Origin of the sequence: Herbidospora solisilvae (assembly GCF_009901565.1) — a bacterium.
In the GTDB taxonomy this organism is placed as follows: Bacteria; Actinomycetota; Actinomycetes; order Streptosporangiales; family Streptosporangiaceae; genus Herbidospora; species Herbidospora solisilvae.
In genome coordinates this window covers 40,184-62,641 of the sequence record NZ_WXEW01000016.1, presented here as the reverse complement: position 1 = coordinate 62,641, position 22,458 = coordinate 40,184, and the positions used below count along the sequence as shown (strand labels likewise).

General features: G+C 68.5%; 18 protein-coding genes. 13 read left to right on the top strand and 5 right to left on the bottom strand.

Annotated elements, in window-relative coordinates:
• The 4 genes from GT755_RS37645 to GT755_RS37630 form a co-directional block, all read left to right on the top strand.
• A partial coding sequence (locus tag GT755_RS37645; protein ID WP_235968244.1) for a tetratricopeptide repeat protein occupies positions 1-910 on the top strand: 910 nt, incomplete at its 5' end.
• 200 nt (positions 911-1,110) lie between these two features.
• The gene (locus GT755_RS37640) at positions 1,111-1,485 is read left to right on the top strand and encodes a hypothetical protein (RefSeq protein WP_161484329.1); all 375 of its coding nucleotides are present in this window, start codon (positions 1,111-1,113) and stop codon (positions 1,483-1,485) included.
• The gene (locus GT755_RS37635) at positions 1,485-4,169 is read left to right on the top strand and encodes a tetratricopeptide repeat protein (protein WP_235968260.1); all 2,685 of its coding nucleotides are present in this window, start codon (positions 1,485-1,487) and stop codon (positions 4,167-4,169) included. The genes GT755_RS37640 and GT755_RS37635 overlap by 1 nt, the downstream gene beginning before the upstream one ends.
• Positions 4,170-4,507: 338 nt before the next feature.
• Positions 4,508-7,039 (top strand): tetratricopeptide repeat protein, encoded by a 2,532-nt coding sequence (locus tag GT755_RS37630; RefSeq protein ID WP_161484327.1) that lies wholly within the window; start codon positions 4,508-4,510, stop codon positions 7,037-7,039.
• A gap of 99 nt (positions 7,040-7,138) precedes the next feature.
• Here GT755_RS37630 and fxsT read toward each other — a convergent pair whose 3' ends face one another.
• Positions 7,139-9,364 carry an FxSxx-COOH system tetratricopeptide repeat protein gene (gene fxsT / locus GT755_RS37625; protein WP_161484326.1) on the bottom strand — a complete coding sequence of 742 codons (2,226 nt, stop codon included), beginning with the start codon at positions 9,362-9,364 and terminating at the stop codon, positions 7,139-7,141.
• A 365-nt stretch (positions 9,365-9,729) separates the two neighbouring features.
• Here fxsT and GT755_RS37620 point away from each other — a divergent pair, with 365 nt between their 5' ends.
• On the top strand, positions 9,730-9,924 hold the full coding sequence (locus GT755_RS37620) for a hypothetical protein (protein ID WP_161484325.1): 195 nt from the start codon (positions 9,730-9,732) through the stop codon (positions 9,922-9,924).
• 139 nt (positions 9,925-10,063) lie between these two features.
• On the opposite strand, the gene GT755_RS37615 is transcribed toward GT755_RS37620, so the two are convergent.
• The gene (locus tag GT755_RS37615) at positions 10,064-10,735 is read right to left on the bottom strand and encodes a TetR/AcrR family transcriptional regulator (protein ID WP_161484324.1); all 672 of its coding nucleotides are present in this window, start codon (positions 10,733-10,735) and stop codon (positions 10,064-10,066) included.
• 215 nt (positions 10,736-10,950) lie between these two features.
• Between GT755_RS37615 and GT755_RS37610 the strand changes: the two genes are divergently transcribed.
• Both GT755_RS37610 and GT755_RS37605 read left to right on the top strand, forming a co-directional pair.
• Entirely contained in the window at positions 10,951-11,877 is a 927-nt protein-coding gene (locus GT755_RS37610; RefSeq protein ID WP_161484323.1) for an NADP-dependent oxidoreductase, read from the top strand.
• A gap of 39 nt (positions 11,878-11,916) precedes the next feature.
• Positions 11,917-12,336, top strand: coding sequence for an SRPBCC family protein (locus tag GT755_RS37605; RefSeq protein WP_161484322.1), 420 nt, complete (start codon positions 11,917-11,919; stop codon positions 12,334-12,336).
• Between the two features lie 34 nt (positions 12,337-12,370).
• Here the strand turns inward: GT755_RS37605 and GT755_RS37600 are convergent, their stop codons facing one another.
• Entirely contained in the window at positions 12,371-12,514 is a 144-nt protein-coding gene (locus GT755_RS37600) for a hypothetical protein (protein WP_161484321.1), read from the bottom strand.
• 743 nt (positions 12,515-13,257) lie between these two features.
• On the opposite strand from GT755_RS37600, the gene GT755_RS37595 reads away from it, so the two are divergent.
• Positions 13,258-13,506, top strand: a complete 249-nt coding sequence (locus tag GT755_RS37595) for a hypothetical protein (protein ID WP_161484320.1) — start codon at positions 13,258-13,260, stop codon at positions 13,504-13,506.
• Positions 13,507-13,731: 225 nt separating this feature from the next.
• Here the strand turns inward: GT755_RS37595 and GT755_RS37590 are convergent, their stop codons facing one another.
• On the bottom strand, positions 13,732-13,875 hold the full coding sequence (locus tag GT755_RS37590; protein WP_161484319.1) for a hypothetical protein: 144 nt from the start codon (positions 13,873-13,875) through the stop codon (positions 13,732-13,734).
• Between the two features lie 376 nt (positions 13,876-14,251).
• Between GT755_RS37590 and GT755_RS37585 the strand changes: the two genes are divergently transcribed.
• From GT755_RS37585 to GT755_RS37565, 5 genes are all read left to right on the top strand, one after another.
• Complete coding sequence (locus tag GT755_RS37585) at positions 14,252-16,588, top strand: WD40 repeat domain-containing protein (protein WP_161484318.1); 2,337 nt, start codon at positions 14,252-14,254, stop codon at positions 16,586-16,588.
• 79 nt (positions 16,589-16,667) lie between these two features.
• The gene (locus GT755_RS37580) at positions 16,668-16,988 is read left to right on the top strand and encodes a DUF6247 family protein (protein WP_161484317.1); all 321 of its coding nucleotides are present in this window, start codon (positions 16,668-16,670) and stop codon (positions 16,986-16,988) included.
• Complete coding sequence (locus tag GT755_RS37575) at positions 16,985-17,230, top strand: type II toxin-antitoxin system RelE family toxin (protein ID WP_161484316.1); 246 nt, start codon at positions 16,985-16,987, stop codon at positions 17,228-17,230. The genes GT755_RS37580 and GT755_RS37575 overlap by 4 nt, the downstream gene beginning before the upstream one ends.
• A 235-nt stretch (positions 17,231-17,465) precedes the next feature.
• The gene (locus tag GT755_RS39005; protein ID WP_202611015.1) at positions 17,466-18,545 is read left to right on the top strand and encodes a hypothetical protein; all 1,080 of its coding nucleotides are present in this window, start codon (positions 17,466-17,468) and stop codon (positions 18,543-18,545) included.
• Between the two features lie 229 nt (positions 18,546-18,774).
• Positions 18,775-20,208 (top strand): helix-turn-helix transcriptional regulator, encoded by a 1,434-nt coding sequence (locus GT755_RS37565; protein WP_161484315.1) that lies wholly within the window; start codon positions 18,775-18,777, stop codon positions 20,206-20,208.
• Positions 20,209-20,302: 94 nt separating this feature from the next.
• On the opposite strand, the gene GT755_RS41485 is transcribed toward GT755_RS37565, so the two are convergent.
• Positions 20,303-22,375, bottom strand: coding sequence for a tetratricopeptide repeat protein (locus GT755_RS41485; protein WP_161484314.1), 2,073 nt, complete (start codon positions 22,373-22,375; stop codon positions 20,303-20,305).
• Positions 22,376-22,458 lie beyond the last annotated feature (83 nt).

The window sequence follows — 22,458 nt, the reverse complement described above, 5'->3', positions numbered from 1 at the left end:
TCCGGTGGTCAGGTTTTTCTTGGTCGATCAACCCACTTACCGGAGACCTTCTTCATTTCCCGACCACGACACGCCAGCCCGTCACAACACTTCGAAACACGTCCTAGCAGCCCACGCCGAAGAACCTAATCAAGCGATAAGGAAAGGACACGGCACCATGCCCGAAGGGACCCTGGAAGGCCATGCGGGCAAATCGTCCTGGCTGGAACAGGCACTGACCTGCTTCCAGGAAGCGCTCGACCTCACCGACCCCGAGCACCAACCAGGCCTGTACGGGGTGATCCTGCATGACATCGCCTCGACCCACCAGGCCCTGGGCGACACCGCCGCCGCCATCACCCACTATCAGCGAGCCGTCGAAGCCAAAGGCCGCCGCGATGGCGAATTCGGCGACCTGCTCACCACCATGACGGCCTACAGCAACTGCCTCATCGAAGCCGGGAACCTCACCCAAGCATGCACCGTATTGGAACAGGCCCGCGAGGTCGTCTCCCGGTTAGAGGCCTCTGAACAATGGCGGCACCTGCACCGTCTGGCCCGCCAGTACGAAGAACTTGGTGGCAGCGGTATGAGCGACGCCTACCCTGAGGCCCTCGAGCTGTACCAGGCCGTCCGCGACCTCATCCACCCCGACTCCGACCCCCTGTCTTACGCCACCGTGCTAAAAGACATCGCCGACATCCACACCGCCCAAGGCGACCTGCGCCAAGCCGAAACCGGCTACGCGCAAGCCATCGAGCACCTGCGCCCCATCCCCCAAGCCGAACGCACCATGGCCTCCATGCTCATCACCCTGGGCCGCATCCGACTCCAACTCGCCGAAACCCAAACCACCACCGACACGACGAAACAATCCCGCGATGCCCAGACGCAATCCAGCAGCCATCAACCACTGCCTAGGGTCGAATGACGTGTTTCATAAGCGAACGCCTATGAAACAGCCGAGCCGACAGCTCGCCACGGGGTCCCCGAGAAACCGAACTCCGCTCGCTTCGCTTCCATAGATCGGCTTGCGGCGTGAGGTCGGTGGAAGCGGCCGGGTGGGGATCGGATCGGCGACGTTTGCGGGTTCGGTGAAACGGGGCTCTGGTTTGTGGCGATGATGACGCTATGGCGGGAAACGGTTCCGGTGCGCTCCGGGTGTGGCTGCTGGCGGGGTCGGCGGTGTTGCCGGTCGGGGTCGGTGTGGCGGTCAACCAGATCCTCAACGACGGGAAGTGGAACTGGTGGGGGATCCTGGCCGCGGTGGCGTTGTCGGCCGTGCTGACGTGGGTGGCATATCTGCTCACCCGCCCCGCGCCGCCCGCGCCGGCCGCTGACGGCAGCAGCGGCAAAGACGCCGGTGAACGCTCGGTCACCGTCAGCGGGGACAACACCGGGATCGTCTCCACCGGCGATGGTGCCCGCAATGTGCAGATGAACGCGAAGACGTCGGGGTCGGGCCGGGTGTATCAGGCCGGCGGCGACCAGACCATCAACGAGTGATGAACGGCCCGGCATCGCCCGGTCAGGAAGAACCGGGTCAGGGTCCTGGTGAGTCGATTCACCAGGAGGCCACCGCCTCCGGCCATGGCGAGATCAATCAGGCTGGCGGTGATCTGACCGTCCATAAGACGGTGAACACGATGAACATCCACCTCCCGCCACCGGCTCCGCCGGCCGGTCAGATCGTGGAGGGGGACATCCCGCAGCGTCCGCCGGCCTTCCAATCGCGGCCCGGGCTGCTGGATGCGTTGAAAGCGCAGGTCCGCCAGGAGGGGGCAGCGGTCATCGATGCGGTGACCGGCACGCCAGGCGTCGGGAAGAGCCTGCTAGCCGCCTCGTACGCGTGGGCGTGCCAGCAGGCCGGCTGGCCGCTGATCGTGTGGATCAACGCCCAGCACCCCGATCAGATCCTGACCGGGCTAGCCGGCCTGGCCCGCCGCCTGAACCTGCACGACCCCGACGACGACGCACGGACGGCGGCGCTCAAGGCGCGCGACTGGCTGGCCGCGGCCGACCGGCGAGGTTTGCTGGTGTTCGACAACGCCACGGCTGTGGAGGATGTGCGGCCGTGGTGTCCGGCCACCGGTGAGGTGCAGATTCTCATCACCACCCGCAACCGGGCCTTCCACACCCTGTTCACGGCCATCGACGTGGGTGTCTTCCCGCCCGAGCAGTCGGTGGCGCTGTTGCACCAGCGCACCGGCGACACCACTCCAGGAGCCGATGAGGTCGCCACCGAGCTGGGTCATCTGCCATTGGCGGTCGGGCAGGCCAGCGCCTACATCTACCGCCGCCGCCTCACCTACCCCGCTTACCTCGCTCTCTTGCGTGACTATCCGCTGGACAAACACCTTCCGCACGCCGCGGGCGGATACCCGGCGGGAACTGCCCAAGCCATCTTGCTGTCGATCGACCAGGCCGAGCAGACCATCCCCGGCGCGCGAAACATCCTGGAGCTGCTGGCGGTGCTGTCGGAGGCGGGCGTCCCGCGGACGATCCTCTACGGCACCACCGACCATGACCCCGTCGCGATCGAAGATATAGACCGAGTGCTGACTGACTTGGCCGACACCTCGCTGATCAGCTTCAGCGAGGACGGCACTACGGTGCTGATGCACCGCCTCACCAGCCGCGTGCTCCTCGAACGCGCCCACCAAACCACGCCGGTTGGTGACAGCGGCAGCAGCGGCGGCCGACTGAGCCAGGTGCTCGACAGCGCCATCAACCTTCTGTATCAGTTCAACACCCACATTCCGGGCGACGCTGCCATCTGGGCCGCACGTCCCCTGGTCGAGATGCTGGTCGAGCAGACCACCGCGCTCCACACACGGGCCGCCGCATTCGGCGTCCCTCGCGAACGTCTGCTCGCCTTACGCGCTTGGTGTGGGCAACATCTCAGGGACCTGGCCGACCCGGCCCGTGCCATCTCCCTGCTCGAGCAGAACCTGGCCGACTACGAGAGGGAGGTGGGCGGTGACCATCCCCACGCCCTGACCTCTCGCAATAACCTCGGGTGCGCCTATCACGCGCTCGGCGACCTGGGCAGGGCCATCCCGATATTGGAATCAACGCTGGCCGATCGGGAACGCGTACTCAACGGCGACCATCCCGACATCCTGCAATCCCGTAACAACCTCGCCAGCGCCTACGAGACGGCGGGGGACTTGGGCCGGGCCCTCGCATTGCACGAGCAGAGTCTGGCCGACCATGTGCGGGTGCTGGGCGGCGACCATCCCGACACCCTGCGATCCCGCAACAACCTCGCCTACGCCTACCACGAGGCGGGAGATCTGGGCCGGGCCCTCACATTGCACGAGCAGAACCTGGCCGATCGGGAGCGGGTGCTAGGCCGGGACCATCCCGACACCCTGCAATCCCGCAACAACCTGGTTCTCGTCCACTACACGGCAGGGGAACTAGGCCGTGCCATTCCGCTGTTCGAGCAGAACCTGGCCGATCGGGAGCGGGTGCTGGGCGGCGATCACCCTGACACCCTGCTCTCTCGCAACAACCTCGCCTCCGCCTACCAGTCAGCTGGGGATGTGGCGCGGGCTATCCCGCTGCTGCGGCAGATTCTGACCGACCGGCAAAGAACGCTGGGCGGCGAGCACCCCGACACCTTGACCTCCAGCAACAATCTCGCCGGCGCCTACCAGGACGCGGGGGTTCTAGGCCGAGCCATTCCGCTGTTCGAACAGACCTTGGCCGACCGGGAACGAGTGCTGGGCGGCGACCACCCCAATACCTTGACCTCCCGCAACAACCTCGCCACGGCATACCACTCGGCCGGTGATGCGGGCCGGGCCATCCCGCTGTTCGAACAGAACCTGGCCGACCGGGAGCGGGTGCTGGGCCGGGACCATCCCGACACCCTGCAGTCCCGCAACAACCTCGCCAGCGCCTACCAATCAGTGAGGGCTCTAGACCGGGCCATCCCGCTCAATGAGCGGACTCTGGCCGCTTTTGAGCGAGTGTTGGGCGGCGATCACCCCCACACCCTGCAGTCCCGTAACAACCTCGCTCACAGCTACCAGGCGGCGGGCGATCTAGGACGGGCCGTCCCGCTGTATGAGCAGACCCTGGCCAACTGCGAACGCGTCCTAGGAACCGACCACCCAACCACCAAGATCGTACGCAGCAACCTTCTGGCCGCTCGGCAGCAAGTGGACACCGACTCTGTTTAGCGGCCCACAGTGCGATCGTCGATGCGTTTCACAAGCGACCGTCTGTGCGACACAGCGGCCGGCACGGGAAGCAGGAGAGCTATCGCCTGTTTCTTAGGCGGATGCCTATGAAACAGCAAAATCGAGGCTCAGCAGCGCCGAGCCGAGATCATTGAGCACTGCTCGCTTCCGCTGACCTCTTCATAGTGTGGGGGGCCGTCTGGTGGTCGGTACGAGATTGAGATCGTCTGGTTGGCGCGTTCCGGAAGGCCGGAGTGCGGGTTTGTGGTGATGATGACGCTATGGAGGGAATTGGTTCCGGTCAGGAACCAGGACAGGACACCGGTGGGTCAATCCAATTGGAGGCCACCGTCTTCGATCACGGCGTGATCAATCAGGCTGGCCGTGATCTGACCGTCAACAAAACGGTGAACCATCTCCACCTCCCGCCACCTGCCCCCCCAGTTGGTCAGATTGTGGAGGGAGACATTCCGCAGCGTCCGCTGGCCTTCCAACCCCGGCCGGAACTCCTAGATGAGTTGAAGGCGAAGGTCGGTGAGGAGGGGGCGGCGGTCATCGACGCGGTGACCGGCACGCCGGGGGTGGGGAAGAGCTTGCTGGCCGCTTCCTACGCGTGGGCGTGTCAGCGGGATGGCTGGCCGCTGGTCGTGTGGATCAACGCTCAGCAGCCGGATCAAATCCTGACCGGGCTGGCGGGGCTGGCCCGCCGCCTGAATCTGCACGAACCCGATGATGACGCGCAGACCGCCGCGCTCAAGGCGCGCCACTGGCTGGCCGCCACCGACCAGCGGGGCCTGCTGGTGTTCGACAACGCCACAACCGTGGATGATGTCCGGCCGTGGTGTCCGGCCACCGGCTCAGTCCAGATCCTCATCACCACCCGCAACCGAGCCTTCCACTCCCTCTTCCCCGCCATCGACGTCGGCGTCTTCCCTCCTGAGCAGTCGGTAGCGTTGCTGCACCAGCGCACTGGTATCACCACATCGGGCGCTGACCAGGTTGCCGCGGAACTCGGGCATCTGCCGCTGGCAGTCGGGCAGGCCGGCGCCTACATCCATCGGCGCAGGCTCACTTACCCTGGCTACCTCACCCTGCTGCGCGACTACCCCCTGAGCAAGTACCTGTCGCACGCTGCGGGTGGATACCCCGCCGGAACAGCCCAAGCGATCCTGCTGTCCATCGACCAGGCCGAACAGACCATCCCCAACGCGAAGGGCATGCTGGACTTGCTGGCGGTGCTGGCGGAGGCCGGCGTCCCTCGCGCGATCCTGTACGGCACCACCGACCCCGACCTCGACCCAGCCACAACCGAAGAGCTCGACCAACTGCTGGCGGATCTGGCCGACACCTCGTTGATCAGCTTCAGCGAAGACGGCACCGCGGTACTCATGCATCGCCTCACCAGCCGCGTCCTGCGCGAACGCGCCCACCACACCGCCCCAGCCGACAACAGCGGTGACGGTGGCAGTGGCCTGTCCCAGGTACTAAACAGCGCTGTGAATTTGCTGCACCGCTTCAATGCCCACATCCCCGACGGCGCGGCCACCTGGGCCGCCCGCCCCGCCGTTGACATGCTGGTCGAACAGACTGCAGCCCTCCACGCTCTGGGCGCCACCCTCGGTGGTCTATCCGAACGCCTGCTCCTTTTGCGTTTTTGGTGCGGGAAATACCTCAGCAACCTAGCTGACCTGGTCCGCGCCATCCCCTTGCTCGAGCAGACCCTGGCCGACTACGGGCAAATGCTGGGCGGTGACCACCCTTCCACCTTGGCTTCCCGCAACAACCTCGCCAGCGCCTACCAGAAGGCGGGAGACCTGGGCCAGGCCATCTCCCTGCACGAACAGAACCTGGCCAACTGTGAACGGCTGCTGGGCGGAGACCACCACCACACCCTGACCTCTCGCAACAACCTCGCCTACGCCTACCAGGAGGCGGGAGACCCGGGCCAGGCCATCCCCCTGCATGAGCAGACGCTGGCCGATCGAGAGCGGCTGCTGGGTGGGGACCACCCCGACACTTTGACCTCCCGTAACAACCTCGCAGGCGCCTACCAGGAGGCGGGGGATCTGGGCCGGGCCATCCCCCTGTTGGAACAGAACCTGGCCGATCGGGAACGGGTGCTGGGCGGCGATCACTCCGACACCCTGCAATCCCGCAACAACCTCGCCGGCGCCTACCGGAAGGCGGGGGATTTGGGCCGGGCCATCCCGCTGTACGAGCAGACCCTGGCCGACTGCGAACGCGTCCTAGGAACAGACCATCCCGACACTCTGGCCTCCCGAGGCGACCTCGCCTACGCCTACCGGGTGGCGGGAGATCTGGGCAGGGCCATTCCACTGTTGGAGCAGACCTTGGGCGAGCGGGAGCGGGTGCTGGGCCGCGACCACCCCGACACGCTGATCTCCCGCAACAACCTCGCTTACGCATATGAGGCGGCGGGGGATCTGGGCCGGGCCATCCCGCTGCACGAGCAGATCCTGGCCGACTACGAGCGGGTGCAGGGCGGTGACCACCCCAAAACGCTGGCCTTCCGCAACAACCTCGCTATCGCCTACTACGCGGCGGGGGATCTAGGCCAGGCCATCCCCCTATTGGAACAGAACCTGGCCGATCGAGAACGAGTGCTGGGCGGCGATCACTCCGACACCCTGCAATCCCGCAACAACCTCGCCAGCGCCTACCAGAAGGCGGGGGATTTGGGCCGGGCCATCCCGCTGTACGAGCAGACCCTGGCCGACTGCGAACGCGTCCTAGGCACAGGCCACCCAATAACAAAGCTTGTGCGGGGCAACATGCTGGCCGCCGGCCAACGAACCGATGTCAGCTCTCTAGCGATTGAAACAGGACCAGCGGATAGCTGTGTTTCATAGACGACCGCTTTTGAAACAGCCCGCCCGGACACGCCAGGACGTCTGAGACATGTGCTGGGTCTGCAGAGGGAGTGCTGCTGGCATGGAAGCGATGGCCTCTCACTGAGATGGATATCCCTTCGCCATTCGGCGCCAGTAGGTGAGTTCGGCTTTGGTGGCCAAGGTGTCGGGGTGCTTGGCCCCCAGCAGCTGCTTGCGGATGGGCAGCAGTGCGGCGTACAGGTCCCGTGCCCTGACCGGGCTTCCCGCTCGCCCGGTCCAACGGGCCAGGTCGGCCCGGGTGCTCAACGTGTCGGGGTGCTCAGGGCCTTGAACTCGTTCCCGGATAGGCAGCAGAGCGGCGAACTGGTCCCGCGCTTGGACGGTGTATCCCGATTCGCCTGTCCAGCGGGCGAGGTGGGCGTGGGCGTCGAGGGTGTGCGGATGCTCGGCGCCGAAGACCCGCGTCATCAGCGGCAGCAGCGCCGTCATCTGATCCCGTGCCGCTACCGATTCCCCCATCACTCCTGTCCAGGCGGCGAGCCCCGCCCGCACGATCAATGTGTCGGGATGCTCGGCCCCCAGGGCGTGCTCGAACAGCGGCACCGCTGTCAGGTACTGATGCCGGGCTCCGGCCAGATCACCGGTGGCGCCTGTCCAGCGGGCGAGGTTGGACCGGCAGGTCAGCGCGCCGAGATGATCGGCCCCTAAGACGCGCTCCACCACGGGCAGCAGGGCGGCGAACTGATCGCGCGCCGCGATCGCATCGCCCGTCTCCCCGGTGAGGCTGGCGAGGTTGGCCTGGGCGGTCAGCGTGTGCCGGTCCTCTCGCCCCAGCGTGTCACGCAGGGTCTCATACAGCTGGTGCTGCAGGATCTTGGCGGTGGCGCGGTCGCCGACGGCCTGCAGATATTCGATGATCTTGAGCATGCCCGGCGAATCCGGAGCCAGCGCGCGGCGGGCGTGCGACAGCAGCCGCCCGAACAGCGGCCAGTTCCCGATCCGATCAGGGTCGTCCGGCAGGGCGGCTTCCAGCAGATCGGCAGCCTGCTCGCTGACCGCATGGCGTTGATCGCCGGGCAGGCCAGCCCAGGTGACGGCCTGGACCAGGCGGTGGACGCTGACCGCGCCGCGGTCGGTGCCGTTATCGGAGCTGATGGTGATCATGCTGTATGAGGCCAGCACCCCCAAGGCGGTGCCGATCTGCAGCCGGCTGGCGCCGGGCAGGTGGTGCAGGACGTCGATGGGCAGGTGGTCGGGGGCGTAGCAGGAAAGCAACGCCAGCAGCCGGGGTGCCAGCGGGTTGGCGGCGGCGATGTGGTCGCGGGTGATGGTCCAGATCTTGGCGATGACGCGTTCGGCGTCGCTGCCGGGAGCCGCGGCCGCGTACACCTCCTGCGGGTCCTGGCGCAGCAGGGCGCGGTAGCCGGCCACGCTCATCCCCGGCGTGGCGGCGATGAACGCTCCGGCCTGTGTCAACGCCAGCGGCAAACACCCCAGATCAGCGGCCAGCCCCGCCACATCGTCATCTTCAGGAGAGGCGCCCGGACCGATCAGGCCGGCCAGGACGGTGACGGCCGCCTGCGGGCTCAGCACGTCCAGATCGATCGCGGCGCAGCCCAGCGCCGGCCATCCCAGCGCGCGGCGGGTGGTGATCAGCACATGGCCCCGATGCGCCCCGCGCGTTGCGGGCCCGCCGGACAACCGGCCAAGAAACGGGCGCACGTCCTCCAGCCGTTCGAGGTTGTCGAAGATGAGCAGCCAGCCGGTGTGGCCGGCTAGCCATGCCATCGCCCACCCGGCCGCTTCCTCCACGCTCGCCTGAGCGGCCGCGACCGAATGGGTGCCCGCGCACAACGCCCGCGCCAGCCCGGCCAGGGAGTGTTCCATTTGGGCGGGGGTGTCGGCCTCGATCCACCACACCAGCCGGTAGTCATCTCGATGGGCGGCGGCGTACTGCAACGCCAGCTCGCTTTTGCCGATCCCGCCCAGACCGTGCACAGCCGCCTGCGTGATCACCGCCCCAGCCGAGGACGGGGCTTTCAACGCCTTGCGCGCCTGGGCCAGGACACGCTCGCGGCCGACGAATACCGCCGCCGGAGGGCGGGGCAGCCCGGCAAGTCCTGCGGGCGCCTCGAGCGTGGCGGCGTCCGGCAACGGTGCACGCGCCAGCTGATGCTGATGGTGATGGTGATGGTCGCCGATCACAACGTCCCTGGCGGAACCGATCTGAATGACGTCCCGTCCGACGGTGGAACCAGTGACGTCCTGCACGCCGCCGACGTCCAGGGCTGGTGCAGCCCCGGAGGAGGCGTGGTGCGGGCCTGGCCCGGCGAATGCCGACATCACAGGCTCTCCCTTCGCCAGCCCCCGAAGGTCAGCGTGATGGTAACCGCATCCCGCCACCCTCCACCGCCGAACAGCTGTTACGCGCACGGCAAGGGGCTCCGAATGTCTCCAAGTTGCGGGATTAGCGGGACAGGGATCGCGCGGGCGCGCGGACTACGCTCGTCGACGGCCAGGCGCTCGTCGACGGCCAGGCGCTCGTCGACGGCCAGGCGCTCGTCGACGGCCAGGCGCTCGTCGACGGCCCGATGTTGGCCTGGAGACGGCCCATAACCTGGCAGGACGCCCACCGCTGCCGCTGTGCTGGAGATCGGTAACACGAACCGGTGAGCGGCGACGCCTCTCGCCCTGCATGGAAGGTCTCCATGGCGATCTTGGAATTCCTCGCCACCGTGCTGGAACTGGCCGGCACCGGCGTCGGCCTCTACAGCGGCCTGCTGGCCCTCAGCCGCCGACGCGGCGCGCCCACTTCCGGCGACTCCGGCCGCTCCGACGACACCGCTGCCCCGGCTGCCGACCCCGCCGCCAGCCGGAGGGACGCCGACGGCGAACCCGACTGACTTGCGCCAGGCCAGCCCGCCGACGTGGCTCCGGTTCTGAAGCCGGCGCGGGTTCCCGGCGGCAGATCCGTGCATTGGGTCATGGAGTGACGCACCCGAGGACCGCCGCCTCGAGGTCGTCAGCGTTCCTGGAAACCGGTCATTGACCGCTGTTGCAGGTCGCCGTGACCGGCCTGGAAGCGAGTGGCAGCAGGATCCCGTCAACGATCGAGCAAACGTGTTCTTCGGTGATTTCTTCATCTCCTCGGACGGTTTGCCAGTGGATCAGCAACGCGACTGCGGCCGATATCTCGACCGCGGGTTTGCCGTCCGGCTTCTCGAGGAGCGGTAGAGGGGGGATGTCGCCGCGCTCGAACGCGTGGGCGAGCACTTTCACCACCTCCCGATGCATGGAGTCGACATAACGCTCACGCATGAGCGCGAAAAGTCGTGGATGCTGCCTGGCCATGTCGAGCAGAGTGGTCACGAGCTCGCTGTGCTGCCTGTTGCTGCACTGCGTGACCTGCATCAAAGTCTCGACGAGTTCTTGGCGGAGCCGGCCTGGGCCGATGGTGATCGCCCGGTGGGTGTCAGCCAGCGAGGCATGCTCCAGAGCGTTCGCAGCGAGCTCCAGGCGGGACTTCCAGCGACGGTAGACGGTTGCTTTGCCCACCCCGGCCCGGGCTGCGGCCTTGTCCATGGTGAGAGCGGGGAATCCGCCTTCGCCCAGAAGCTCGATCGCGGCGTGCAGGATCCGGTCGTCGCGTTCCGGGTCCTGCGCGGGTCCCGAGCTGCCGGGCGGACGTCGCCAGGTGGCGTCGGCCTTGTCCACTCAAGAACTCCTCTTCCGCTCCGCGGACCGTGCTTTCGAGAGTCTAGCGGAGGTTCGACCCAACGCGGAACGGTCTTGTCTCGGGTTAAATCGAGTGCTAGCGTGGCCGAGCCAAACCCGGAACGGTCTTGTCTCGGGTTGATGGATGGATCAATCTATTTGGGGGTACCGCTGTGCGAGCTGTTGGGTTCACGGAGTTCGGAGGCCCGGAGGTGATGCGGATCCTGGAGCTGCCGGAGCCGCACGCCGGCCCGGGACAGGTGCGGATCAAGGTGGCCGCGGCGGACGTCAACTCGGCGGACGTCGTCTCCCGGTCCGGCTACGTGAACAAGCTCAGCCCCGGCTCGTTCCCGCAGTCAGATGCGTACGTCATCGGGTGGGATGCCGCGGGGGTGATCGACGAGGTCGGCGATGGTGTGCGCGCGGAGCTGGCTGTCGGGACCGATGCCCTGGCACTGGTGGTTCCGATCCTGACGCTCGGGGCGCAGGCGGAGTACGTGGTGGCACCGGCGGAGTCGGTGGTGCGGGCACCGCGGGGTGTCGAGCTGACAGCGGCGTCGACCTTGCTGATGAGCGGTCTGTCCGCGCGGCAGGCCCTGAAGCTGCTGGAGGTCGCGCCGGGCGCGACGGTGGCGGTGATCGGCGCGGCAGGAACGGTCGGCGGGTACGCGGTGCAGCTGGCCAAAGCCGCGGGACTAACGGTGATCGCCGACGCGGCTGAACGGGACCGCGACCTCGTCATCGCTCTGGGCGCCGACCACGTGGTGCCGCGCGGGGACGACTTCGCAGACGCCGTCCGGCGGCTGCGGCCGGACGGAGTGGACGGTCTGATCGACACGGCGCAGTTGACCGGGGCTGCCGCCACCGTGGTGCGCGACGGGGGTGTGGCCGCCGGGTTGCGTCCGCTTGCGGGGTCGTCGTCGTGGGCCGACAGCACGACCGATCGCGGAGTGCGTTGGCGCATCGTGAATGTCACCACGGACATGGACGACACCAGCGCGCTGACCGAACTGTGCGAACAGGCGGAGTCGGGTGTCCTGACGCTACGCGTCGCCGCCACCTTCGCTGCTGAGCGAGCCAAGGAAGCCCACGCACTCATCGAAGCCGGCGGAGTACGGGGACGCCCCGTCCTCGTCTTCTGACCACCACACAGCACGTCACCACGAGAGCAGGACAATCACATGGCAACGGTATCCGTCAGCCGGGTCGTCCCGGCCGACCCCGAGCGCGTCTGGGAGCTCGTCGGCGGGTTTCACGCCCTGCCCGACTGGATGCCCTCCATCCAGAGCACCCCCCTCCAAGGAGGCATGGTCCGCCGGCTGATCAACCCCGACGGCGCGGTGGTCGTCGAGCGCATGGAGGAGTTCAACTATGCGGCGCGCCACTACACCTACTCCATCGTCGAGGCACCCTTCCCGGTAGGGGGGTACCTCTCGAACGTCCGGGTGTACGAGGTGCCCGGCGACCACGGCGCCACGGAGGTCGTGTGGAGCGTCCGGTTCGCCTCCGACGGTGAAGCGGCCGAGGCCGAACTCGTGGAAGTGTTCACCGCGGCCTTCCGCGACGGACTCGAAACGCTGCACAAGGCGCTCTCCGCCTGAGCCACCGATCACACTGCGGGCCCTTCGCAGAGGATCACGTCCGCTGCAACAGCCCATCAGCATGGGCGCGGACGGTCTCCAGCGTCGACCGGTCGTGCTCGCGTTCGGCCCGCTGAATCAGTTCGGCGCACACCACCAGTTCCGCGAACCGGCCCGCCTCGCCGTCCATCGTGGGCACCACATGGCGCTGGCCAACGGGGGCGCTCTGTCGATCGCCGAACCGACCTCACCCGTACGGCGGATCGCCGATCTCATGCGGCAACTCTTCCCGGACTGCCCATCGGCAACGATCCCGATCTACAACAGCGTTGCCGAGGCCCTGGAGTGCCCGAGCCCGTAGTCCCTCACGGCGAGCGCGGCGCCATTGGCGGCGGCATGCCCGCAACGTACTGCTCGCCCAGGGCCTTTCGCGGGCTGGAGGGCAGGTCAGAGCCGGGGGTGCGGACTGTGCCCTAGCGGCCGTCCACCGCGCACGCGCCACAGGCCCTCCTGCATCAACAACCCAGGTCACAAACAAGATCAAGCTGGCTTGGGGCGCGTGACAGCGTTCTTACCGGTACCCCTACACCGCGGCGGCCGTCGGCGCACGACGAATCGCACCGATGGGAAGAGGTCGACGGCGGCCGGGCGGTGCGACTCGACCTCACGCCGGTGGGAGTGAGTAAGTGGGCACTGATTGACGTACCTTCACGTACAAGATCGCGTCCCGGGGTCATCCGGGGAATGAATGGGTGCGGGCATCGCCGCGCCTCCCCACCGGGCCGATTTCTGGAACCGGCCTTCGCCTGACCATGAACAGGAGCGTCATGCTCTGCCTGCTGATCGACGTCGACGGCGGCTCGCGCGAGATCGTCCTCCCGCCTTATCCGGCCGAACGCCGCGCTGGTCGACGAGCTGCTCGGCGCGGCCTGGACCATTCGGGTGGCCATCGCCCGGGGCCTGGACCTGTGGGCGGGTGCGGAGTCGCCCGACTCGTTTGCCCGGCCGGTCAACGGGCCGGCCTCGGCGCTGGCGGCGGACCTGAGCGGGGACCCCTGGCGGGACTACCACGGCCCGGTGCTGATCTGCGGCCTGAAGCTCGACGACGCGGGCGAGGAACACGACGTCGACCTGACGCCGGGCCAGATCGCGGATCTGCAGCGGCGGCTCAGCCGCCAGCGCGCCGACTGACCGCTGGCGGGCCGTCCTGGCCTCATTTCGGGGCCGTTTTTTGAAACCACGCGGCGCGCGGTGCATCCCTCGCATACCCGGACGAATCGGGCCTACATAATTCGGTTGATGATGGAAGATCATTTACAGGGTGGGCGTCCCCGCCCGGCGCGGAACCGGGCGGAGACGGCCGACGGCTGAAGGGCCGGGAACACCCTCCGGGGGCGGTGGATCGGTCGGCGGCCGTTAGCGGCGCAGCAGCAGCCGCAGCAGCCGCAGCGCGCGGGCGCGCCGGCTGGTGTCGCGAGAGTACAGGTAGGTGGCCGCCAGGATCGCGATCAGGCCGATGGAGATGATGGCGAGGGCGGCGGTGTGGGTGATGATGGCCATGGGTGGGCGTTCCTTGTCGTGAACGTGGGAGCGCCTGCGGGGTGGCGGGGCGTCGCACGGTCGGAAGGTCCGGCGCCCGCCACCTGCCCGGAACGCGGGTCCCGGGAAGACGCGGCCCGCCACGGGAGGTCGCGGCGGGCTGTCTCCAGCCTCCGGCCCGCCGCGCCGCCTCGAACGATCTGCGCCGAATCTTGACGTGATCACAGAAATCGGGACGGGCGCTGACGGGAGTTGACGGATGCTGACGCTCTGACCTGGCCGCTGAACGGTTCCTTACGGCCGGCGGCCCGGGTGTGGTCACGGATGGATACCGGTTGGTGACGGTTACGCTGAACGGCTTTACGTTTTCTGACGGCCTGGGATGCTCGGCATCACCATGACCACTCCTCCTCCCCCGCCCGGCACCAGGCCTGCGCCCGATCTCGCGTCCGACCCCAGGGCCGATCCGCTGGCGGTGCTGCGGGCGCGGTTGCAGGAGCTGCACCGCTTCCGGGGCAAGCCGTCCTTCCGCACCCTGGCCACAAAGACCGGGGTGATCAGCCAGACCACCGCACACGCGGTGATCAAGTGCGAGAAGTTGCCGCGCTGGGGCAACCTCGAACTCATCGTGGAAGCCCTCGGCGGCGACGCCGAGCGGGTGGAGGAGTTCCGTACCCTGTGGCTGGCCGCCGACGCCCACCCCCCGGCACCCGTTACCCCTTCTGTGATCACCGAAGCCATCCCGCCGGACGGCCTCACCCTCACCGGCCACACCGGCGTCGTCTACGGGGTGGCTTTCTCTCCCGGCGGCCACCTGCTCGCCAGCGCCGGCGACGACGGGACGGTGCGGCTGTGGGGCCCCGGCACCGGCCAACCCGTCGGCGACCCCATCACCGGACACACCGGCCCCGTCTGGGCGGTGGCCTTCTCCCCCGACGGCCACCTGCTCGCCACCGCTGGCGACGACGGGACGGTGCGGCTGTGGGGCCCCGGCACCGGCCAACCCGTCGGCGAACCCATCACCGGACACACCAACGCCGTCTCGGCGGTGGCCTTCTCCCCCGACGGCCACCTGCTCGCCACCGCTGGCGACGACGGGACGGTGCGGCTGTGGGGCCCCGGCACCGGCCAACCCGTCGGCGAACCCATCACCGGACACAACGACATCGTCTCGGCGGTGGCCTTCTCCCCCGACGGCCACCTGCTTGTCACTGCCGGCGCCGACGGGACGGTGCGGCTGTGGGACCCCGCCACCGGACAGCAGATCGGCGACCCCCTCACTGGACACACCGACCCCGTCTGGGCAGTGGCCTTCTCCCCCGACGGCCACCTGCTCGCCACCACCGGCGCCGACGGGACGGTGCGGCTGTGGGACCCCGGCACCGGCCAACCCGTCGGCGAACCCATCACCGGACACACCAGCACCCTCTCCGCGGTGGCCTTCTCCCCCGACGGCCACCTGCTCGCCACCACCGGCAGCGACGGGACGGTGCGGCTGTGGGACCCCGGCACCGGCCAACCCGTCGGCGAACCCATCACCGGACACACCGGCCCCGTCTGGGCGGTGGCCTTCTCCCTTGGTGGCCACCTGCTCGCCACCACCGGCAGCGACGGGACGGTGCGGCTGTGGCCGTGCGGCGAGGAGCTTCAGGAGTCCCCCAGCGACAGGGCTGACCGGCTGCTCCGGGTCGTGGTTGAGCTGCGTCGCGACCATCACCAACTGAGAGAGGAACGAGATGCCCTCGCGAAGGACTTTCAAGCGCTGCGGCAGGAACGGGACGAGTTGGCAGCCCGCCTCGCCACAGCGGTACAGCAACCCAACCCGCAGCGGATCAAGCCGAAGCGGACGAAACTGACCGGACACACCAGCCCCGTCCGGGGGGTGGCCTTCTCCCCCGGCGGCCACCTGCTCGCCACCGCTGGCGGCGACAGGACGGTGCGGCTGTGGGACCCCGGCACCGGCCAGCAGATCGGCGACCCCCTCACCGGACACACCGGCACCGTCCGGGGGGTGGCCTTCTCCCCCGACGGCGACCTGCTCGCCACCGCTGGCGGCGACAGGACGGTGCGGCTGTGGAACCCCGGCACCGGCCAGCAGATCGGCGACCCCCTCACCGGACACACCAGCCCCGTCCGGGGGGTGGCCTTCTCCCCCGGCGGCGACCTGCTCGCCAGCGCCGGTGGCGACGAGACGGTGCGGCTGTGGAACCGCGGCACCGGCCGGCCGAAGCGGACGAACCTGACCGGACACGACGGCCCCATCTGGGGGGTGGCCTTCTCCCCCGACGGCCACCTGCTCGCCACCGCCGGCGGCGACAAGACGGTGCGGCTATGGGACCCCGGCACCGGCCAGCAGATCGGCGACCCCCTCACCGGACACGACGGCCCCATCTGGGGGGTGGCCTTCTCCCCCGACGGCGACCTGCTCGCCACCGCCGGCGGCGACAAGACGGTGCGGCTATGGGACCCCGGCACCGGCCAGCAGATCGGCGACCCCCTCACCGGACACACCAGCCCCGTCCGGGGGGTGGCCTTCTCTTCCGGCGGCGACCTGCTCGCCACCGCCGGCGGCGACAAGACGGTGCGGCTGTGGGACCCCGGCACCGGACAGCCGATCGGCGACCCCCTCACCGGACACACCGACATCGTCTGGGCGGTGGCCTTCTCTTCCGGCGGCGACCTGCTCGCCACCGCCGGCGACGACAAGACGGTGCGGCTGTGGATCGTCGACTGAGCAGGTGCGGGACTGCGCTGTGACCTGTGCCCCGGTTACGCTGAGGGACGTACAGACCGGACGGAAAGGGGCGGGCATCGTGAGCGCTCAGCCAGTCGAACCGCACCCGATCGGCCATGACCCTGATGAGATCCTGTCCCGGTTGCCGGAGCGTCTCCACGGCGTGTTCCTGGCCGAGTACCGGGCGGCCATGGTCGCGGCCGCGCACGAAACGTGGCGGTGGCGGCACCTGGCCGAGGTGCTCACCCTGTGGCACCTGCGCGCCGTCACCTATGCCGCGCCGGGCTATGAGGCGGCCCGGGCCGACGTCGCGGCCGGCAACGCGGGCGTTCCCGCCGAAAGCGTCATCCCCGGGTGGGCCGAGTACATGGCTGACCGGGCGAGCCGCCAGGCGTCGTGACCTACTCGATCAACTTTCATGCGGCCGCGTCTGCCCAGATTCCGGGCCTGCCGGAGCGCGCGTTCCTCGCGCTGCTCGACGAACTGGCCGGCATCGGCGCCGATCCGCATCACCGTGGCGTCGCCCACCCGGAAGACGCGGCGTTCCGAGAGCAGGTGTTCGGCGGGGTCGGCCTGGTCTCCTTCGTGGTCGACGACGCAACGAAAGTCGTCACGGTCTACTCGATCACCTGGGCGGGCTGACCGCGTCGCCCTCGTCCGGGCCGGGCCCGGCGCCTGATAACGCCACCGGCCGCGGCACGGGTTCCGACACCGTCAGCGTCCACTGCGGCTATGACGGTTCGAAATGGAGCCAAACGAAACCGTCCTAGCCATTTGTGATGCTTCCAGGGCGGGTTCACGTACTGGAGAGGAACTGTCGTGCCCGGCGGCTACGGTGAAGTCATCTCCCCGCCGTGTGGCCTGAAGGGCTTGTGCCGTGACCAGACAGCGCACCCCGGTCGAGCAAGACGCGTTCCAGGCATGGATGTATGGCAGTAACTGCCTGCTGTACGAGAACGATCCCGGTCCCGCCGAACTCAACGTCGGGACGGCGCAGGAACCGCACTTAGTCCCGCGTTCTGTGGCCTGGCAGCAGGGCTATGCCATGAACGTCCTGGTGGACTTCGATGGTGACCACGCTCGATTGCTGGCCGCGGCCGGCGAATGCCGGGCCGAGGCCGGTCGCCGCGCCGCCGAGAGCCCCTACCGCGCACGGGAGTGGTCCCGCGCGGCCGATCTGTGCACCCTGGCGGCCGCCATGGTCGAAGGCGCGGGCGGGCATCGTGACGACCAGGCCCGCCGGCGCGTGGTCGCTTCCTGCCGGCACGAGACCACGATGATGACGCTGGGCGCGATCCCCGCTGTCGCCGAAAGCAGCGCCCAGGAACTCATCGAGCAGCTGGCCGCTATCGACGCTGAACCTGCATCCGGTTCTGAGCGTCCGCCCGGCGAGCCGGTGAGCGCCCTCATCGCCGGCGATGTCCTGCAGCAGGTGGCCGCGGGATGGTCTGATCCCGGACGGGAGCCGCCTGCCGACAGGGCGGCCGTCGCCGAACTCGTGGCGTGCGCCGGCCAGGTGGCGTGGTCGCCTGATCGTGACCTGTGGCATGAGCTGATCTACCGGCTCAGCGGCCGACGGCTGTATCGCCGCTACCGCACCCGGCGAACCCGATCGCCGGAGGACGCGCCCTGGATCGACATCCCGTCCTTCAACCGGTTCACCTGGCGTACCCGCGCCGCCTACGTGAAAGGCACCTTCGCCTTCGCCGTCGATTACCAGGTCTGCCGCATGTGCGGTCTGGGCTGGGTGGAGGAGCCCTACACCGAGACACAGTTCCAGCGCTCGGGCCTGGCCCGCGCGGCCCTGGCCGCGTTGCGCTCTGACTACGCGGGCCTGTCTTGGCACACGCTCGGTGGCCACTTCCGCGAGGCCGTCCCCTTCTGGGAAGGGGTCGGAGCCGGAGTGGCCGGCGGCTACACCCAGCGGGCCCCGTGTCTTCACATCGAAACCGGCTGACCAGTGGGGCCGCACCGGTAGAGCCGAGCTGTGTTCACAGGTGATCGTCGACAAACGGTGGGAGGGGTACGGGAACTGGGCTGCGTCATGATCATCTCCCAGAAGAAGCGCGCTGCGCCGCCGACCGTCTCGGTGCCCATGATTCCGCTCTCATTGCTATTTACGGCCTCCGTAAGGAATTCCCTCATTTGAGCGCTCGCTTACGGAGACCGTAAGTTAGCGTGTGGGTATGAACCTCGGAACCTCCGCGATCGCCGAACTGCTGGGGATCTCCCGCCCCCGGGTGTGGCAGCTGCGCAAGGACCCGACCTTCCCCGAGTCGGCGGGACGGGACGACAACGGGCGCGAGTACTGGCGCGAAACCGACATCCTGCGGTGGGCGGCCACCGCCCGCAAAGATCTGGCGGCAAAAGCGCCGCTGCTGTGGCGACCCACCTCCGGGCGGCAGGCCCCCCTGCTCGGCCTGACAACGGTCGACCGCTACGCCATCGTGCTGTGGGACAGCGAGGTGGGCCGCATCGGCCAGGTCTACGCCCAGGGCGGGCTACCAGGCCTCCAGCCCGAACGCCTCCTGCAGCAACTGATGGACCGGGCCAGCGCCGACATCCTGGTCGGCCAAGACGCCGGGCACTTCAACCACTGGGGACCCGACCTGATCGCCGTCGACGGCGCCGTCCCCGAGCGGGTCTACAAGCCCCGGTGGGAGGACCTCGCCCGCGTCCTGGGCACCCCGGCGCCGTACTGGCCCGATTGCCTGGTCCAGCCGGAAGAGATGGCCCGCTGGCGGCCCGGTCTGCCGCCACCGGCCGTGCCTCCCCGCCATCCGGAACTGGACACCGCTCCGCTGGATCGGCTGCACCGCGACCAGCCCGACACCCCCGCCGGACGCGCTGTCTTGCACATGGCGCGCCAAATCGACGCCCAGGCCGCCCAATCGGCCAGGATCGACCTGAAGCTGCTGGACAAGTCCGCTGACCGGCAGTCCATCGCGCTGGCCGCCACCATGCTGGAATCCGCCGCCTTCGACGATCCGGACGAAGCCACCCTGCGGGCCGGCTGGGCGGAGATCCTGGACCGCGCCGACGCCCTGGCCCGCGACTGCGTCCTGCTGGCCACCGACTGGGACAGCGGCCGCTACTTCCCGTTCTCCACCGTCGCCGTGTTGCGGCCCGAGCACTCGCCCGCGGCCGACGTCTGGCGCGCCAGACTCCAACCTGCCGAACCCACCGCCGCCATGAGCAGGCTGTCACGGCATGAGGCGCACGCGTACTTCACCGACCCCACCACCGGGCTACCCGCCCTCATCGACCGCAACGACGAACTGCACGCCGCCGTGCCCCAGCGTCTCTACACCACCGCTGCACTCGCCGAGGTCATCCTGAGTGACAACCAGGTGTGGATCCGCACCGATGACGGCATCCTGCATCTCGCCCCCAAGCAGTCAGGCTGTGGCCTGAGCTGGGGGTACAGCGGCTCCGGGCCCACCACCCTGGCTTACCTGATCCACCTTCTCCTCGATGACATCACCGCTCTGGCCCCCGCACGTGTCCCCACCCATGACACTCCGCTGCCCGACGGGCTCTGGACACTCATCAAGAACACGCCCCAGGGGGAAGACGCGACCTACAACCGCGACCAGCTACTCGCTGCCCGACAGGCCTGAAAACGCGCTGGTCTGGTGAGGCTCTGGTGTTGCCCGGGTTCGCGGCCAGAGCGGTTGCTATCCGGGCTGGGCGCAAATGGCCGCGTTTGTGTCGTCACACCGAATCGTGATCCTCTTCCCAGGACGGGCCAGGAGCGCTTGTCTCCCTGCAACGTCGTGCCCAATAAGCGAGCTGCCTTCTCGCGGTCAGCGTGTCGGGGTGCTTGGCACCCAGTACGCGTTTGCGGATGGGCAGCAGCGCGGCGAACTGCTCGCGCGCCTCGACCGGATCTCCCGCCTGCCCCGTCCAACGGGCGAGTTCGTGTCGGGTGCTGAGCGTGTCAGGGTCTTCGGCACCTAGGACGCGTTCGCAGATGGGCAGCAGCGCGGCGAACTGCTCGCGCGCCCCGCTCGCGTCCCCCGCTTCCCCCGACCAGCGGCCAAGGTTGTGCCGGGCGGCCAGCGTGGGGTGGTGGTCGGTGCCCAAGATGTGTTCGTAGATGGACAGCAGTTCGGCGTACTGGTCGCGGGCCCCGTCCGCGTCCCCTGCCTCCCCCGACCAGTAGGCGAGGTTGGCGCGAGTGGTCAGCGTGTCGCGGTGTAAGGCGCCCAGGACGCGTTCGCGGATGGGCAGCAGCGTGGCGAACTGCTCGCGCGCCTCGACCGGATCTCCCGCCTGCCCGGTGCAATAGGCCAGGTCTGCCTGGGCGAACAGGGTGTCGGGGTGTTCGGGTCCGTGGTGGTCGAGCTGGGCCTGGTAGCGCTGGCGTTGCAGAGTCTTGGCGGTGGTGTAGTCGCCGCTGGCGTGCAGGTAGTCGATCACCTGGTACATCACCTCAGCGCGCGGGGAGAATACGACGCGGGCGTGCGCTAGCAGCCGCCGGTAAGCAGGCCAGTTGCCGATCACGTTCGGGTCAGGAGGCAGCTCGGCGGTCAGCAGGGCGGCAGCCTGGTCGCGGACAGCCTGGCGTTCTTCTTCGGACAGGTCGTTCAGGGTGACGGCTTGGACCAGACGATGCACGCTGACCGCGCTGCGGTCGGGGCTGATGGTGATCATGCTGTAAGAGGCCAGTAGGTCCAGCGCCTGCCCGATCTGCATCTTGTCGGTGCCGGGGAGATGACTTAGCACGGCGATGGGGAGCTGGTCGGGGGCGTAGCAGGCCAATAGCGACAGCAGGCGGGGTGCGAGCGAGTCCAGGCTGGCGATGCGTTGGCGGGTCAGTGTCCACACTCTCGCTATTACGGCCTGCTCCGGGTGGCCGGCGGGTGCTGCGGCGTGGGCACGAGCAGGGGAGGTGTGCAGCATGTGCCGATAGGCGGGCACGGTCACGTCGGGGATGTGGGCGATGAAGGCCCCCGCCTGCCTCAACGCCAGCGGTAAGAACCCCAGATCCTCCGCCAGGGCGGCTAGATCAGCCAGTTCCGATGGTGAGGGCGAAGTGAGTCCGATCAGGTCGGCCAGCACGGCGGTGGCCGCTCGGGCGTCCAGGACGCCGAGGTCGATGGGGACGCAGCCCAGGGTGCGCCAGCCGATGTCGCGGCGGGTGGTAATCAGCACGCTCCCGCCGCTCAGCCGGCCCAGATAGGGGTGGAGGTCGTCGGGGCGTTCGACGTTGTCGAAGATGAGTAGCCACCCGGTCCGGGAGGCTAGCCAGCTCATCGCCCAGGCGGCCGCCTCCTCAGTGGTGGCCTGGGCGGCCGCGACCGAATGGACGCCCGCACACAACGCCCGCGCCAAAGCGGCCAGACCCGTCTGGATCTGCGCCGGCGCATCGGCGTCGATCCAGCACACCAGCCTGTAGGCGGAGTGGTGGGCGTTGGCGTACTGCAACGCCAGTTCGCTTTTGCCGATCCCGCCCAGCCCGTGTACGGCCGCCTGCGTGATCACCGCACCCGCCACCATGTCCGGTTTCGGGCCGGTCAGCGCGACGTGAACCCGCTTCAGCGCGTTCTGACGCCCGTCGAACACCACAGCCGGCAGCCGCGGCAGACCAACCGGCCCCGTTCCCGCAGATGGGCCGTCTACTGTGGCCGCGTCCGGAAGTGGCGGTCGCGACGTCATCTGCTGGTTCTGGTAGATGGTCACATCGTGGGCGTGCACCTGGTTGAGGTGACCGCCCACCGTTGACCCGCTTACGCTCTGACCGCCCGGCCATGCCCGAGCCGGTTCCTGGACGTCCTTGCTCACCCCGCTCATGCTGCCGCCCGACGCGTCTAACGGCAGCACGGGAATACCAATCGTGATCAGAAACCCGCCAGCCCTGCCGTTCT